The sequence below is a fragment of the Bradyrhizobium sp. BRP22 genome, assembly GCF_020194175.1.
GTDB lineage: Bacteria > Pseudomonadota > Alphaproteobacteria > Rhizobiales > Xanthobacteraceae > Bradyrhizobium.
The window spans coordinates 1-15,511 of record NZ_JADYVX010000036.1 but is presented as its reverse complement, the minus strand read 5'-3'; the positions used below and the strand labels follow the sequence as shown (position 1 = coordinate 15,511).

Below are 15,511 nucleotides of genomic sequence, written 5' to 3'. Positions count from 1 at the left end.
TTGAGGCGGAAACAACGCGTCCTGCGCGTGCGAATCCCTGCCCTGTGCTATCTCGCCGGAACGCAAGCTAAGCTCGCGGATTCCTATGGCACCAGGAGCCTTCAGATGCTGATGACCAGAGAGCGGCGCGCGACGGTCCGGACGCTGCGAGGATGGGCTATCTCCGTTCTGCAAGAAGCCGGCGCTATTCGCGAATGCGAAGAGCACGGCTGGATGAAGGACCGCGCCGATCCGCACGCCCGGGATCGCGCCTTCAATGTCGCCCGCGAGCACCCGCCGCCTTGCGTCTCGTCGCAAGCTGCCGCCGTCGCAATCGCTGAAGTGCTGGACTCGATCGGCGACACTTGCCCAGAGTGCCCGCCAGAAGTTTAGAGGCCGCGGCGTTCGGCCGACGAAGCTTTGAGATCCGGTGCCGACGGCAGACCAGAGCGTTCCGATCGCCGCTCTCTGCCCAAAGCGAAGCTCGGTCTGGCTCTCTGATAGTAGGCCTACCGGGTAAACCGGAAGCAGCCGAACGATCTTCCGATTGGCACCTTCTGACCCATACCAGACCATTTGAAATTCTGAGAGCGCTAGGAACCTTGGAGGTCGGACGCTTTGACTACAGTTACGTTCACGATGCGTGTTCCATCTAGCTCGCGCACAATCCGTTCGTCCGAATGAACGGCCCCGAGATTGAACTCGTGATTGGAAGTGACGAGCGTCATTTTGCTTCCGACAATCACCAAAACTGTCACGTCGTTCACTTCCCCGGCTTCGGCCCATTTTCTTATTTGAGTACGAAACGGTTCTTTGCGCCAAGCATCTGAGAAGCCAGGGTCGCATCTAATCTCCAAGCCATCCTGCGAGTTCGTCAGGACAATTTTAGATTTGTTAGGTTTCCAGTGCGGCCCCAATCTCTCATCGATCAACCAAAGACAATTAAAGCTCCGACACTCCGCTGGTCGGTCGACGTAACGCTTACAGCCACTTCCAATCTTGCAGTGTTGGCACCAAGCCCCTGCTGGCTTCTCCAGTTCTTCGATTGCCATCACCTTGCAACAGAGGGTGCAATCTTCGCATGCTCTCCGAGGGGCCGACGCCGCGGTCATGGCAACTGCTATTTCTTTGTCTCAACCAAATGTCTAGCGATAGCACGGACGGATCGTAGCTGCGAGGGTCGGCTAGTGGCCCATCGGCGAAGTGACGGCAGGCCTCATCCAGGTCAGCTTAGTGGGGTAAAGCGGACGAGATTTGCTCACGGTGAGCTTTTCGCGTTTTGACCCGAAGCCGACTCCAGCGTCCCTTGCGATAGCGCCCAGCCGAAATTGAAGAGCCGCCGCTCGGGGCCCTCCACCAGCAGCGAGGCACGCTCAGGAGCGGAGCCTGACAGTGCCTTCGAGTTCCTCTTGCTTTCGAAGGTGATCGAGTTCGTGATCGAAAGTCACCCAAGGGTGCATCGTCACCTCCCATCCCGATAGCGTCGGCCAGGGCACCGACAGATCCGCGAATGCGCCAAGGGCGATGCCGATGAGGTCCCGGACATATTCAGCTTGCCAGAACACGGTGGAACCGCAATCGGGGCAGAAATGGAGTTCGACTTTTCGGCCCGAGTCGCTGCCGCGTTCGTAAACCTTGTTCGGCCCCTCGGTGCGCACCTGCTCTTTCGGAAAATAGGTTGCGACGCCAAAGGGCGAGCCAGTACGGCGCTGACACTCCATGCAATGACAAGCGGCCACAAGCGCCGGCTCGCCAGTCGCCTCCGCGCGCAGTGAGCCACAGCAACAACGCGCGATCCTCGGCATAGGGAATCCTCAACACGTACTCTCGGTTTGCGCCACTCGAGGAAGTGGCTACTACGGCTCGATTGCAGCTTAGCCATTGCACCGGCTCCTCATCCGCGTGACGGTGACGGAACATGAGACGGCAAACCGCTTACAAATGATTTCAGCGCGGACAAAGCGCGTTACGATCGTAACGTTGGTATGCTGTGGTGATCTGGCTGTGGCTGTCGCCCCGGAAACGGAGGAATGCCATTGCCGCTCGAGGCGCTCCCCCGCCGCCAACCTGCAAAGCGTCTGACGCCGCTGATCCGAAGACGCACCAGGCGCATCGCGCACAAGGGCATCTGGGTTGAGCCGAAGCTGCTTGACAAGATCGAGTACCGCGCCACAAAGGTTGTCTTCACGCCGCCATCGATCAGCTGCTCTGCGTAGGCGCGCCCTTCGTCCTGACAGCGGCTCTTATTGGCGAGCCGCCGACAGGTCGAATCGTGTGTCTCCAACGTGCCGGCCACGAAGCCGCCGCCGTGAAAATAGATCAGTGTTGGCAGCGGCCCATCTGGTGACCCCAACGGCCGATAGCGCCTATAGCCGATCTTGCCAGCCGGTCCAGCAAGACTACCGTCCTCAACCGCGGCAACCTCCGGCGGGTCGGCTTCGCCATCCTCCAACTTCTTGTCGACCTCGGCACGCCCCACTGTGTAGGGCAGCGTATGGAGCTTGGGCCGTCCCTCCTGGACGGCTTTGTCCATTAGGTCAAGCAATGTGCGGACTTCGGCATCGAGCATGATTCACTCCGAGTTGAACATGTAGCGATAGGCGTTACGGCTTCCAGAAGATCCACATCGCATCATCGATGCGACGGACTCCCATATGGCCCTTGATCTTGGGTGGCCTATCCAGGTGCAAGTGAGGTATACGGGCGGCAATCGCACTCAGGCTTTCCTCCAGTTCGGCGCGTGCGAGCGCCTCGCCCAGGCATCGGTGCGCGCCAAAGCCAAAGATCGGATGCAACCGCGGCTGATTGCTGCGACGAATGTCAAATACGTCTGGACAGTGGTAGACGGTTTCGTCCCGCATCGCCGACATAGTCGAAAGCGTAACAAGCTGGCCGAACGGTATGACGGTCCCATCGACGTTCAAATCCTCGCGTGGGACCCTAAAAGTCGCCGCTCCGCTAGGCTCGCGCATCGCTTCTGTGACCGCAGCCGGAACCAGCGAAGGATCATCACAGACCGCTTCCCATTGCTCGCGATGCTGAAGCAGAAGAGAGAGTTGCGCTGCGAGCGCGACCCTGGTCGTGTCGGTGCCGCCGATGATCAGCGCGTCATAACCTGAGAGACTAGTTCCTCCGGTGAGCTTTCGCCTGCTTCGGCGGCCGCCGCTAGGTACGCCGATAGAAAATCGTCGCGTGGGCTGCGGCTACGTTCATCGAGAGCTGTTTTTGAACAACCACGCAGCTTCTGCATGGCCTTATCGATCTTCTCGATTTCGTCCGGCGACAACCCGAAACTAAAGATTTTCGTCACTTCATACACCTGCACGGTAAATTCCGGAATCTCCTCGCGCGCAAGGCCCAACATGTCGGCGATGACGCGGGCGGGCAGGCTCGCCGCAAACTCACCTAAGAAGTCGACCTCGCCATCTGCGTACCAGCCGTTGATGAGATCATGCGCCGTGCGGCGGATGCTTTAGCGCATTTGGTTGATCGTGCCAACGGCAAACTGTCGCGACAAGGGCACGCGGCGTCGCCGATGGACGTCGCCGTCGGCAGTTATCATGCTGTAGTTGAAAAGATCGGATATCGCTCCACTGCTGATGCCCAATGCCTCAAGGTAGGGTGGTCCCGCTGGGGCCGACTCGCCGGTCATTGCCTAGCCGGTCGACATCGGCAGAACGCAGGACGAAATACCCGCCGGTCTCATGCAGCACGACAGCGTGATCCTTGCGATACTTGCGAATGACGCCATGTCGATCCGCATCCAGTTTCTTGAGGGTGAGCACCGGAAGCGCCGCACGATGTGAGCTCCCCAACTTCGTCTCGGCAACGTTCACGACCGGCATTGCACAGTCTCCATTGTTCGAGTGTTCGATTGCGAACCTCCGGTGTGAGCCCGATAGCTCCGTTCGAATCCGGCCGGGGGAAGGGGTCCCTTCGGCCGGGACATAACCGTTACCGGGTTGATCAGACGGGCAGAGGCGTCGCTGAGAAGAAGCTGTCCGGGTCGAAACGCCGCTTCACGGCCTGAAGTCTCCTGATGTTGTCGCCGTAAGCGTGAGCGATTTGATCCCGAGCATGCGGTCCCAGAAGGTTGGGATAGCCGCCCGGCAACGACATGGGGGCGAGTGTCTGAGAAAGATCGCGTGCCCAGCGTTTGTGGACAGAACCGTTATCCGCATCGGTAGGATCCCAACACGCTATGATCTCAACCAGGACATGTTCACGTCGCAGTCCAAAGGCGGTGCCGTCCGGAGGAATTTGCGTGGGCAGGCCGCGGAAATGCTGAAGGATGATGGTCGAGAATGGCGACGTTCGCCTGGCGCCACCTGCAATCAGGGCAGAAATCGCCTCCGGATTGAGTGCCGGTATCCAGCGGGTTTCCAGTGCATAGTGCTTCTCATTCGCCACACGCGCATCAAAGCTCTGAATCAGATCCTGATAGCTCATTGAAGCGATCTCCACGTGCATGGGATTGCCGCAACGCTTCAGGACCTCCATCGCGATTTCGCCGTCGGGTATCTCGCCGGTCCACGCTGGAGCGAGGAACAGAGCCGGGCTACCGTCCGGCAGGGACATGACTCCTGTGACGACGGAGAGATTGTTGCTGGCGGATCCTATTGCCTTGGCGCACCGGGTCAGCACCGTCTCGGCTTCGTCCCATGAAAACAGAATTGTGCCGCCGAGAACCTGGCGAGCAGGATGCAGGCGAATTTTCATCGACGTCACCACGCCGAAATTGCCTCCGCCGCCCTGAAGCGCCCAAAGCAGATCCGGGTGGTTCTGATCGACGGTGAGGCGTTGCCCGTCGGCGAGGACAAGTTCGGCGCCGGTCAGGTTATCCAACGCCAGACCGTGGCTTGCAATCAGAGGGCCATAACCGCCGACGGTCGTCAGTCCCGTCATTCCCGGCACACCATTCCAACCTGTCACGGCCATGAGGTTGCGCGCGCTAGCGGCGGCGATAACTTTGGCGGCAGTGGCGCCGCCGGCAACGGTCGCGATCGGATCGTCAATCTGGATGTCGTCCATTCGAGAGAGGTCGATGACGAGCGCGTCTGGCCGCACCGAACGTCCGGTGGCGTCGTGTCCGCGGCCACGAACCGATACTGGCATGTTAAGGGCACGCGCTGTTCGCACGGCAGCCTGGACGTCTTCGGCGCTTTCGCAGAAGGCAATCGCGACTGGATGGTGATCTACCGCGCAGTTCCATACCTTTCGAGCGTTCTCGTAGCCTCCGTCTCCTCGGGCGGTGACCCGGCCTTGCATTTTGGCCCTGAGATCATGCACCGCTTGTTCGGCCTGTCTGACAATTTCCTGCGACATATTTCTGGTCTCTCGATCGTGATACATGCAACAGCCGGAAGAATACGGGAGAAGATATCGACGATCGCAGGATGGATCGTCAGCGCCGCAGCCTTTCGCTCGCGACCCGGTATTCAATCTCGCAGGACGATTCCCGGGCAAACTCCGTATTGCCGCTTATAGGCGACGATGAAACTGGAAGCCGTCGCGTAGCCTGCATGGCGGGCTGCCTGCTTGACGCTAGCTCCTCCTTGTTTGAGAGCCCGGTCGGCCCGTTGCAGCATGAGTCCCGTGCGATAGCCCGAAAGTGTCGTGCCGTAGACCTGCTTGAAGGCGGATCGGAGCTTGGTTCTGTTCATGGCAGCGACGCGCGAGAGGGCATCGACGTCGATGATGCGACGTGGCGCCCGATCGATGATCCGCTTCACGCGGTCCAGCCGGTCAAGAATGCCCGGATCGAAGGCACCGTCGCCGGCGCGGAAAGCGTCGCGTCGGGAGAACTCGTTCAACAGAGCAGAAACCAATTCAAACGTCTTGGCCTCATAATAGAGCGCGGCGAGCGACGGAAACATCGCGCGTCGGGCAGCAACATCCCTTGCGATCGCACCAAAATGGCCGGGGGCAAGCGTCTCCATCGCGATCTGCCGCCCTCGGATCATGCGTAGAAGCGATTTCGGCAATGCCGCATCAGGAAGACCGCGAGTTTCCATCATGGACATCACGTCCACGACAACAGTAACTGCCTTGAGACCTCGGGAAACACTTGTCCCAAATTGGAAGTGCTCGCGTTGAGGCACGAAGACCATCGTCATGTCTGCACCTTTCGCGTCGAAACGGCGGTCGCCGACGACAAAATCCGTCCGGGCGCCGTCCTGATTGAGCACAGCACTGCAGACGATGACGTCCTTGCCTGCCAGCGCGTTCAGCTCGACGATTTTCGAATCCGCCCAATCGACCACGAAGATACCCATATCCCGTCCGACCCACGCTACGTTGCCGACGGACTCGCTGTCCGCAACGGTTGACCATGGGACGTCGATCAGATTTCCTCCGCGGACCTGCATGCCAATGCGACTTAATGCTTCCTGGAAAACGATCTGCGACATCACGTTCATCCCGATATCAGCGTCGCCGAAACCATGACGCGTGCGGAGGATGGCGGAGCCCCGGACCCGACAAAAGTCACAACCCTGTACGTTCCTCCTTAATTGGTTACGCGCGTAATGTTTCTTGTTGAGCCGCGTATGTGCGTGCTGCACGTGCGTGCACAGGCATCCGCAGGATGGCGCGGCGAGGATAGACATCTCGGCGAGTCAAATGGCAGCGAGGTTGAATTGCTGCGGAGATTCCCGAACCAGGCGCGCCCCACTATTTGGCTCATCAAGGAGCCGTTGTTGACTTTGCTGCCATCTCCTTCAGCGCGCCGGACATCGCTTCGATGACAGGATTGGCGGCTTCACCGATGCCATGCCGATGCGCGATGTAGGCCGGGTCATTGTAAGAAAGGAAGGTCTTGCCGGCCTCGTCCTGCCAGACCAGCGCCCTGAGCGGGAGGTCGATTCCGATCGTCTGCACCGATTGCATCAGCGGCGTGCCGCCCTTGGCCGCGCCGAAGATCAGAAGATTCGTCGGCCGCAGTCGCAGGCCGACCGCGGTAGCGCCAGCAGCGTGATCGATACGGCTAAAGACCGTCATGCCCCTGGCACGGACCTCCGCTTCCAACCGGTTCAATGTTTCTTCGGGGCCAAAGCTGCTGTGTAGCGTGATCAATCCATCGATGCACATTGCATGCTCTCCTGACAACCAGGTCGTTGTGATCAACACGAAGACGATGGTTCTTATAAGGCTTATCTTCATTTCTTCCTGAACAGCTCGGCTGGATCGAACTCCGGCTCCGGAACGAAGCCATCACGGTTCGGCATCTTGATTTTCGGTAGGCTGTCGCGATCGAGCTTGCCGTCGGGAGGCAAAATATCGTTCAAGTGAAGGATATAGGCGGCGACGGCATAGGTGTCGTCGCTGCTGAGCGAACCCGGTGCCTGATAAGGCATCGCTCTGTGAATGTAATCGAACAGCGTGGTGGCGTAGGGCCAGAAGCTGCCGACGGTCTTCACGGGTGCGTCCGAAGCCAACGTGCCCCACCCTCCGACGAGACGGTCCTTGATACCGCCGACGCCGTTGTCGCCATGGCAAGCCGCGCAGTTGTCGGCGAAGACCTGCTTTCCATGCGCCACCGTGCCGCTGCCCGGCGGCAGTCCTTTGCCGTCCGGCCTGACGTCGATGTCCCACAGCGCGATCTCGTTGGGTGTCGCCGGACGGCCGAAATCGTATGCAAGTACCGGAGAAACGAGCGCGAGCGCAATCGCGCCAGTAAGCAATGCCTTGCTAGTCGAGGACATTTCGAACCCTCCCGGTCTCGTCGATGCTCCAGGTCTGCAGCGCGTTGTAGTGGAACATTGCGTTGGTTCCCATCGCGGCGATGAAGGATTTTCGGTCGGGCTGGACATTGCCCTTTTCGTCGGTCGCGCGGCTGAGGATCTTCGTCGGCTTACCGTCCCAGATCCAATCCATCTGAAAGCGAGTTTGCGCCTTCCGCAATACCGGCAGATTTAGCTGCGCTTCCTTCCAGCTCTTGGCGCCATCGGTCGAAACCTCGACTTTGGCGATCTTGCCGTGACCGCTCCAGGCGAGCCCGGTGACGCGCTGGTAGCCGGGCTTTATCAGCATCGTTCCGGACGGCGATGTGATTACCGAATTGGTTTCCATGCGGAGCTGGAATTGGGTGGCTTTGCCGTTTGCCCGAAGTTGCGTGTAGCGCGCAGTTTCCCAACGCGTCATCCAGGGCCGATCGCCGAACTTCAACCGGCGCAGCCACTTGATGTTCAGGTTGCCCTCAAAGCCCGGCATTATCAGTCGCATCGGAAAGCCGTGCGCGGGCCGCAGCGGCTCGCCGTTCTGCCCATAGGCCACGAACGCCTCGTCCAGGATTTCGTCCGTCAGTGGGATGCTGCGGGCGACCCCCGCGGCGTCGCCGCCCTCAGCGAGCATCCAGGTGGAATTGCGGTTCTTGCCGACCAAATCGATCAGGAACTTGAGGGGGACGCCGGTCCATTCGTTGGTGCTGACCAGACCGTGCGTGTTCTGCACGGTGAGGTTCTCGTCAGCCTTCTTCCAGTTCTCCCATCCATTGCCGGTGCATTCGATGAAGGCCACGCGCGACACCGACGGCATCGCCTTGAGATCGTCGACGTTGAACACCAACGGATTCCGCACCATTCCGTGCACCAGCAGCCGGTGTTTGACCGGATCGAGATCGGGCACACCGGAATGGCTTCGCTCATAGTGCAGATCCGAGGGCGTGATGCTGCCAAAGAGCTTGTCGATCGGCGTCTTCGAATTGATCGCATCGCTCGGATCGACATTGCGCTTGCCTGGAGCGGCTTCGGGAATGCGGGAGATCTTGACGTATTTCGATCGCTCGCTGTGGCCGCCCAGGTCAGCGCCAACCTCGCGGGGCGGCACATCAGCAAGCGAATCGGCCGTCGCACGGCCCGCAACGATGCTCCCGACCAGGCCCGTGGCAGCCGCGATTAAATTCCTGCGCGAGAAGCCGGCCGGCTCATGGTTAGCGCCCCTTTTTTCGACGGGGATATCGCTCCGATTGGTCATTATCGATTTCCTGGGTTGTTTGCGATTAGTCGATCGCGCTTCCTGCGATGCGCCGCCTCCGGTCCAACCGCTCGGCCTCGGATTTGTCACTTGCCCATTGCACTGGCGATCTGACCGACGAGCGTGGCCCAGGGCATGTCGAGTGCGCCGTAAACGGCTCCGGCCTCCGGCCGTCTGTTGTCCTTGAGGATCTCGACCATGAGCGTGGCGTAGTCGGACACGACGACACCCGCCTGCATCATGCGCAGCAAACCCGCCTCGCGCTTGGTCTCGCTGAACGTTCCGGACGCGTCGAGGGCTACATAGGCCTCCAGTCCACGCGCCACGGCGGTCATCGCGGGGAAGGCCGCGCACACCTCGAGCGAGATGCCGGCGAAGATCAGCTTCTTCCGTCCGGTGGCCTCGATAGCTTTGACGACGAGGGGGCAGTCATAGGCGTTCACCCATGGGCGATCGATGATCTCGACCCCAGGCAATGCTTCGACGAGTTCGGGAAAAGTTGGTCCCCACATGCTGTCGCGCGCGGTCGTCGTGACGATGATCGGCAGCTTCAGCGCCTTGGCCGCCTTAGCGAGCGCCACCACGTTGTGCTTGAGCTCTCCGGTCGAGATATCCCGGACGCCGGTCATCAGACCGATCTGATGGTCGACCAACACGACGGCAGCGTTGTCAGTCGTCAGCGGTTCGTAGGCGCGGTTAGCCATGAAGTCCTCCTGGTTGTCCAATCCGCTTTCCAGAGCGTGCGAAGCCCGAAATGCGGCCGTGTCGCGCGGAGGTACCCACTGGACTATCGGCCCAAAAGTCCTCAAAATCCGAACTCAGCGTCCCAATGGTTGGACGATGGTGGCGTATGCTGGATTTGAACGATTTTTTTCTATTCGTGCAGGTGGTCGACCGGGGCGGCTTCACAGCTGCGAGTCGAACTCTGCGGACTCCCAAATCGACGCTCAGCCACCGCATCCAGCAGCTCGAGGGCAATCTCGGCCTACGCCTGCTTAACCGCACGTCGCGCAAGTTCGGGATGACCGATGCAGGCGAGGAGTTCTATCGGCACGCGGTCGCGATGTTGCGCGAGGCGGAATTGGCCGAGAATGCCGTGCGACATCGGCTGAGCGAGCCGAGCGGCACGATACGCTGCACCGGAGGCGTGGCGACCATGCAGTTCGCCATGACCGGCATTATCAGCGACTTCCTGATCCGGTATCCGAAGGTCAGTATCGTCGTGCATGCCATCGATCGGTCGGTCGATATTGTGGGAGAGAACTTCGATATCGCTATCAGGGCCCATTCCGGCCCGCTGCCCGATTCCAACCTTGTCCAGCGGACGCTTGCACCGGCTCCCTGGTTCCTGTTCGCCGGGTCCGACTATCTCGCCGCGAACGGAGAACCCCAGAAGCCTCAAGACCTCCGGGATCATCCCTCGCTCTTCATGATGCGAGCCGGCGTCGACCCGGTCTGGCGATTGCGCCCTGCTCGCCAAGCCAAGCAGGCGAAGAATGACTTCGTGATGCCGCTGACCCCGCGGCTGTTGAGCGATGACGAGATCGGGCTCCAGGAAGCGGCGATCAAAGGTCTCGGGATCGTGGCGTTGCCCGGCTACATCTGCCGCGCGGCGGTCAGATCCGGAGCGCTGCGACGGGTGCTGCCGACCTGGATCGCGGGCGACTCCACGATCACCGCGCTCATTCCGTACAGGCAAGGGCTGCTACCGTCGGTTCGTGCCTTCCTTGATCATCTCGCGACTGAGTTTCCGAAAGCCGTTCTGATGTAAGATCGTCCAGCTCATTGGACGCTAGGTTCGATATTTGACGTCTGTTCGGCCGACGGCCTTCTCTCCTACATCCAGTCCGAAATAAAAATCGTTTTAGGGGATGAGGCGCGCTTCATCTCGCAGGCCGATACCCAGAAGCCCGTGATGTCAGACACCGAAGTACGCGATTATCAGCGGATCAGAATGGAGTTCATTAAGATTTCGGTAGACGAGCGCAAGCGCGAGCGCGTTCTACGCCAGCGGTTCGCCGACTTCTGGGCGACGGCGAGCGGGACGCCGAGGGCGATCTACGATGCCTTCATTTCCGCCAGCCCCCTGACCCGGGATGTCACTCTCGGGGCGGTCTATGAAAGCAACGTGCGGGGGTGGTGGGTTCGTCCGCAGCAGGCCGAGCCCGGTGGAGCGATCCTGTTCCTGCATGGCGGCGGCTACGTGCAGGGCTCCGCAAAGGCATATCGGGGATTCGTCAGCCAGATCGTCAGCCGTGCGCGGATTCCAGCGCTCGTCATCGACTACCCACTGGCTCCGGAAGCCACAGTACCAGCGGCTCCGGAAAGAGCGATGGCCGCCTGGCGTTGGCTGGTCGCTCAAGGCTTCGATCAAATCGCGATCGTCGGCGACTCGGCGGGCGGCGGTCTGACGCTGGTGACGCTGGCGGAGTTGATCAAGAAGCCCCACGGCCCGGCGCCGATCGCAGGCGTGGTCTTCTCGCCATGGGTGGATCTGGCTTTCACGGGCGCGTCAATGAAGGATCCAGCCGTCGCCGATCCGTTGATCAGCTACGATTACCTGCAGGACTGCGCGCGTAAGTATCTCGGCGCGGCGGATTCCTACTATGCCCTCGCCTCGCCCCTCTTCGGCGATCTGCGCGGCCTGCCGCCGCTCCTCATTCAGGTGGGTACTGACGAACGCCTGCTCGATGACGCCAAGCAATATGCGGACCGCGCGAGGCAGGCCGGCGTTTCGATCGATCTCGAGATCTTTGAAGGGATGCATCACGTCTTTCAGCTCGACGTCGTACACCTCGAAAGCAGCCGGGTCGCGCTCGACCGCGCCGCTCGATTCCTTCGCAACGCCCTCGACGGCCGATGACACGCTCTTCGCGTCGGCCATCCATCAGGAAAAGGAAAGTGTTATGGCCAGTGCGGCCAAAGCGTTCGACGTCATCATTGTAGGCGGCGGATCCGCAGGCGCCGTGCTCGCGAACCGCCTCAGCGAGGATCGCGGGAGGCGCGTTCTCCTGCTGGAGGCAGGTGAGACCTACAGGCCCGCGGACTACCCGGACGTGATCGCGAACGCGAACCGCGTCGGGGGCGATCAGACGCACGATTGGGGTTACCACACCCAGGATCACATCGGACTTGGTCACGATGTGACGGCGCTTCGCGGCAAGGTGCTCGGCGGCAGTTCGGGCGTCAATGCCGCGGTCGCGATGCGCGCCAGGCCGTCCGATTTCGCGCGCTGGAGTGCGCACGGGCTCGAAGGCTGGTCCTTCGCGGACGTTCTGCCGATCTACAAGGCGATGGAGAACACGCCCACAGGCGACGATGCTTGGCACGGGCGCTCAGGCCCCTTTCCGATCCGCCAGCGGACGATGGAGGAGAATACCCCCTCGATGCGAGCCTTCGTGCTCGCCGCCGAATCATGCGGCCTGGCGCGCGTCAGCGACTTCAACGGCGCGGAGCAGCACGGCGTCTCACCTTATCCGTTGAACGTGGTCGATGGGACGCGCATCAACACCGGCATGGCCTACCTCACGGACGACGTACGCCGCCGGCCGAACCTGACGATCATGGGCGGCATCGAGGTCGACAGCGTCGTTTTCGAAGGCCACCGTGCGACCGGGGTTCGTCTCGCGAACGGAGACACGATGGCCGCCGGACAGGTGATCCTGTCGGCCGGTGCGTATGGCAGCCCGGTGATCCTGATGCGCTCGGGGATCGGTCCGTCCCCGCATCTGCAAGAGCTCGGCATTCCCGTCATCGTGAATGCTCCGGTCGGCGAACGGCTGAAAGAGCATCCATTCTACTACAACGTCTATGCGCTGAACCCGGAAGCCAAGTCGATGGTGCCGGCTGCGGGCGCGATCATCTGGACCAGGTCCAGCGAAGCCGGGCCCGCCGAACTTGATCTGCACATTTCCGCTACGCACATCTTCGATCCCGCGCAAAGCCCGACCGGAGGGGCGATCGTCCTTGCCTGCTCGGTCACGCTTCCCAAATCGCGCGGCTCAATCCGCCTTGCGAGCCGCGACCCGCGCGCGATGCCGCTCATCCGCTTCAACTTCTTCCAGGATCGAAGCGACCTGCGCCGGATGATGGAAGCCGTACGCCTGTCGCGCAAAATCGGAAGAACGGCGCCGTTCAGTGAGGTGGTCGAACTCGAGATGACGCCTGGCAGGGACGTAGAGGAGGATGCCGCGCTCGAGGCGGCGGTGGTCGCCTCTGTCGACGGATATTCTCACCCGACCTCGTCCGTCCCGATGGGCGGCGCCGAGGACCCTGGCGCCGTCGTCGATACAACCGGTGCGGTACGTGGAGCAGACCGCTTGCACGTCATCGACGCTTCGATCATGCCTGACATCATCTCGGCTCCGACGAACCTGACGACTATCATGGTTGCGGAAGCCTTAAGCCGAAAGCTCTGACCCGTTCGTCGTCACCCCATGAACCGGTTTGCCCACCAACCGAAACGAAAGGCCCTAAGCAGAGAGCCTGGGCAATCGGCCCCAAGCGGCAACCAGGCTGTTCACCGCCGTTCTAAAGCGTCCACAACTGTTCGCGCAGTGCTCGGAAACCTTGAAAATAGGGCGCTTCCGCGTACATCAGGGTTCGTCACGGCGTCTAACTCGGAAATCTTCATTCATTCAAAATAGTCAACGATCCTTGCAGCCAACAAAGTGTTCGTTCGCGAGGTGCCCGGCATAGGCTCCATTGCCGATATTCAGATCGAAGATCGTCACGTCAGCTCACCAGGCCACACCGGACGCCGCTCAGCGCGGCATCACGTGCCGCTTGTGACCCTGGCTGTGTGAAAACGCTGCTATGATTCTCTTGTGATTCTGCGGGGGAATCGATGCGGCGCTTCGTTGAAGAGGCGGATCTTGGGCAATGGACGCTATTGCCCGAATGCCTCGATGATTTCATTGACGAGAGCAACCCTGTTCGGGTGATCGACGCGTTTGTCGATGCGCTCGATTTGGCTGAGATGAGCTTTGAGGGGGTGGAGCCGGCGGCGACTGGTCGGCCGTCGTACCACCCCTCGGTTCTGCTTAAGCTTTACATTTACGGCTACCTGAACCGGGTGCAGTCGAGCCGGCGGCTCGAACGAGAAGCCGGACGCAATGTCGAGGTGATGTGGCTGCTGGGTCGGCTCGCTCCTGATCACAAGACGATCGCGGACTTCCGGAAAGACAATGGCCTGGCGCTACGCAAGGTATGTGCGCGCTTCGTCGAACTCTGCCGTGAGATGGGCCTTCTCACGACGGGGAGCGTCGCCATCGATGGCAGCAAGTTCAAAGCCGTGAACAACCGGGACAAGAACTTCACACGGGCGAAGTTGGAGCGACGGCGTGCGCAACTGGAGGAGAGCGTCGCGCGCTATCTGAGCCAACTTGACACGGCCGACCGACAGGAGCCGACCGAGGCGTTGGCCGCGAAGGTGACGAGGCTTTCCGAAAAGCTGACGAAGCTGAAGGAGGAAATGGGCAAGCTTGCTGTCTACGAGAAGCAGATGCTTGCTTCGCCCGATCAGCAAATCTCCCTGATCGATCCCGACAGCCGTTCGATGGCAACGAGCGGCCACGGCTCCGGCGTTGTCGGCTACAACGTGCAGGTCGCCGTTGACACCGAGCACCATCTGATTGTGGCGCATGAGGTGACGAACAGCGGCTCGGATCGGGCGCAACTCACCAATATGGCCAAGCAGGCGAAGGCCGTTCTCCAGACGGAGACGCTCGAAGCTGTAGCCGATCGTGGCTACTTCAGCAGCCCGGAGAGCCTCGCCTGTCACGAGGCCGGCATTGCGGTGACGCTACCCAAGCCGCAGACGTCGGGTGCCAAGTCAGACGGAGCGCTTCAGCAAGCAGGACTTTGTCTATTTGCCAGAGGCGGACGCCTATCGCTGTCCAGCTGGGGAACAGTTGCCTTATCGCTTCACGCATGAGGAAGATGGTAAGAGGATGCGGCGCTACTGGACCACAGCCTGTCAGAATTGTTCGCTCAAATCCCAGTGCACGACGGGGCCAGAGCGGCGGATTCCGCGATGGGAGCATGAGCATCTGCTCGAAGCTGTCCAGCAGCGCCTTGATGCAAATCCAGAAGCCATGCGCCAGCGCCGAGAGACCGTCGAGCATCCGTTCGGCACCATGAAAGCCCGCATGGGAGCGACACACTTCCTCACCAAAACGCTTCCGAAAGTAGCCGCCGAAATGGCACTCTCCGTCCTGGCCTACAATCCGCCACGGGTCCTGAACATCGTCGGGGTCAGGCCGCTGATGGCTGCGATCGCGGCCTGAGACCAAGTTGGTCATGGCTTCCGACAGATCGCCTTGGAAATCGTGTTTTACACGGCCAAGACCCGAAGCGGACATCTTCTTCCTGATTGGCCTCTCGTCCAACCCGTCAACACCTCACGCTCATGTGTCCAGAGAAGGCGGACACCCTTATTGAATTACGATCGTAATTTTATATTATAACCGTCATGGCATCGCGCTGAGCCGCTGTTTGGTGGACGCGGAATGCCGCAAACAGGCTCTTTGCGAGGACTCCATGAATGACAGCAGCAGCA

14 protein-coding genes and 2 pseudogenes are annotated in these 15,511 nt (G+C 60.6%); 5 read left to right on the top strand and 11 right to left on the bottom strand.

The window, feature by feature from the left end; translation table 11 throughout:
* Nucleotides 1–105 precede the first annotated feature (105 nt).
* Complete coding sequence (locus I6F35_RS31715; protein ID WP_225121577.1) at nucleotides 106–372, top strand: hypothetical protein; 267 nt, start codon at nucleotides 106–108, stop codon at nucleotides 370–372.
* Nucleotides 373–1,352: 980 nt separating this feature from the next.
* Here I6F35_RS31715 and I6F35_RS31710 read toward each other — a convergent pair.
* The 11 genes and pseudogenes from I6F35_RS31710 to I6F35_RS31660 all read right to left on the bottom strand — a co-directional run bounded on the left by I6F35_RS31710 (nucleotide 1,353) and on the right by I6F35_RS31660 (nucleotide 9,656).
* Nucleotides 1,353–1,784, bottom strand: coding sequence for a GFA family protein (locus I6F35_RS31710; protein WP_225121576.1), 432 nt, complete (start codon nucleotides 1,782–1,784; stop codon nucleotides 1,353–1,355).
* A 440-nt stretch (nucleotides 1,785–2,224) separates the two neighbouring features.
* Nucleotides 2,225–2,512, bottom strand: a pseudogene (locus I6F35_RS31705) (alpha/beta hydrolase); the annotation flags it as partial.
* 70 nt (nucleotides 2,513–2,582) lie between these two features.
* A complete protein-coding gene (locus I6F35_RS31700) occupies nucleotides 2,583–3,026 on the bottom strand; it encodes a cytochrome P450 (RefSeq protein ID WP_346283227.1) in 444 nt (147 codons plus the stop codon).
* A 53-nt stretch (nucleotides 3,027–3,079) separates the two neighbouring features.
* A complete protein-coding gene (locus I6F35_RS31695) occupies nucleotides 3,080–3,343 on the bottom strand; it encodes a cytochrome P450 (protein WP_225121575.1) in 264 nt (87 codons plus the stop codon).
* A gap of 247 nt (nucleotides 3,344–3,590) precedes the next feature.
* Nucleotides 3,591–3,824: a hypothetical protein gene (locus I6F35_RS31690; protein ID WP_225121574.1), complete on the bottom strand. Its 234-nt coding sequence runs from the start codon at nucleotides 3,822–3,824 to the stop codon at nucleotides 3,591–3,593.
* A gap of 121 nt (nucleotides 3,825–3,945) precedes the next feature.
* Nucleotides 3,946–5,304: an FAD-binding oxidoreductase gene (locus I6F35_RS31685; RefSeq protein ID WP_225121573.1), complete on the bottom strand. Its 1,359-nt coding sequence runs from the start codon at nucleotides 5,302–5,304 to the stop codon at nucleotides 3,946–3,948.
* A gap of 113 nt (nucleotides 5,305–5,417) precedes the next feature.
* Entirely contained in the window at nucleotides 5,418–6,389 is a 972-nt protein-coding gene (locus I6F35_RS31680; RefSeq protein ID WP_225121572.1) for an AraC family transcriptional regulator, read from the bottom strand.
* 274 nt (nucleotides 6,390–6,663) lie between these two features.
* Nucleotides 6,664–7,068: a DUF302 domain-containing protein gene (locus I6F35_RS31675; RefSeq protein ID WP_225121571.1), complete on the bottom strand. Its 405-nt coding sequence runs from the start codon at nucleotides 7,066–7,068 to the stop codon at nucleotides 6,664–6,666.
* Between the two features lie 68 nt (nucleotides 7,069–7,136).
* Entirely contained in the window at nucleotides 7,137–7,682 is a 546-nt protein-coding gene (locus tag I6F35_RS31670; RefSeq protein WP_225121570.1) for a cytochrome c, read from the bottom strand.
* Complete coding sequence (gene soxC, locus I6F35_RS31665) at nucleotides 7,669–8,952, bottom strand: sulfite dehydrogenase (protein ID WP_225121569.1); 1,284 nt, start codon at nucleotides 8,950–8,952, stop codon at nucleotides 7,669–7,671. Before soxC ends, I6F35_RS31670 begins: the two co-directional genes overlap by 14 nt.
* A gap of 86 nt (nucleotides 8,953–9,038) precedes the next feature.
* Complete coding sequence (locus I6F35_RS31660) at nucleotides 9,039–9,656, bottom strand: isochorismatase family protein (protein WP_225121568.1); 618 nt, start codon at nucleotides 9,654–9,656, stop codon at nucleotides 9,039–9,041.
* A 146-nt stretch (nucleotides 9,657–9,802) separates the two neighbouring features.
* Between I6F35_RS31660 and I6F35_RS31655 the strand changes: the two genes are divergently transcribed.
* The 4 genes and pseudogenes from I6F35_RS31655 (at nucleotide 9,803) to I6F35_RS31640 (ending at nucleotide 15,239) form a co-directional block, all read left to right on the top strand.
* Nucleotides 9,803–10,723: a LysR substrate-binding domain-containing protein gene (locus I6F35_RS31655; protein WP_225121567.1), complete on the top strand. Its 921-nt coding sequence runs from the start codon at nucleotides 9,803–9,805 to the stop codon at nucleotides 10,721–10,723.
* A gap of 144 nt (nucleotides 10,724–10,867) precedes the next feature.
* Nucleotides 10,868–11,815 carry an alpha/beta hydrolase gene (locus I6F35_RS31650; protein ID WP_225121566.1) on the top strand — a complete coding sequence of 316 codons (948 nt, stop codon included), beginning with the start codon at nucleotides 10,868–10,870 and terminating at the stop codon, nucleotides 11,813–11,815.
* A 43-nt stretch (nucleotides 11,816–11,858) separates the two neighbouring features.
* Nucleotides 11,859–13,370: a GMC family oxidoreductase N-terminal domain-containing protein gene (locus I6F35_RS31645; RefSeq protein WP_225121565.1), complete on the top strand. Its 1,512-nt coding sequence runs from the start codon at nucleotides 11,859–11,861 to the stop codon at nucleotides 13,368–13,370.
* A gap of 428 nt (nucleotides 13,371–13,798) precedes the next feature.
* Nucleotides 13,799–15,239 (top strand): annotated as a pseudogene (locus I6F35_RS31640) (IS1182 family transposase).
* Nucleotides 15,240–15,511 lie beyond the last annotated feature (272 nt).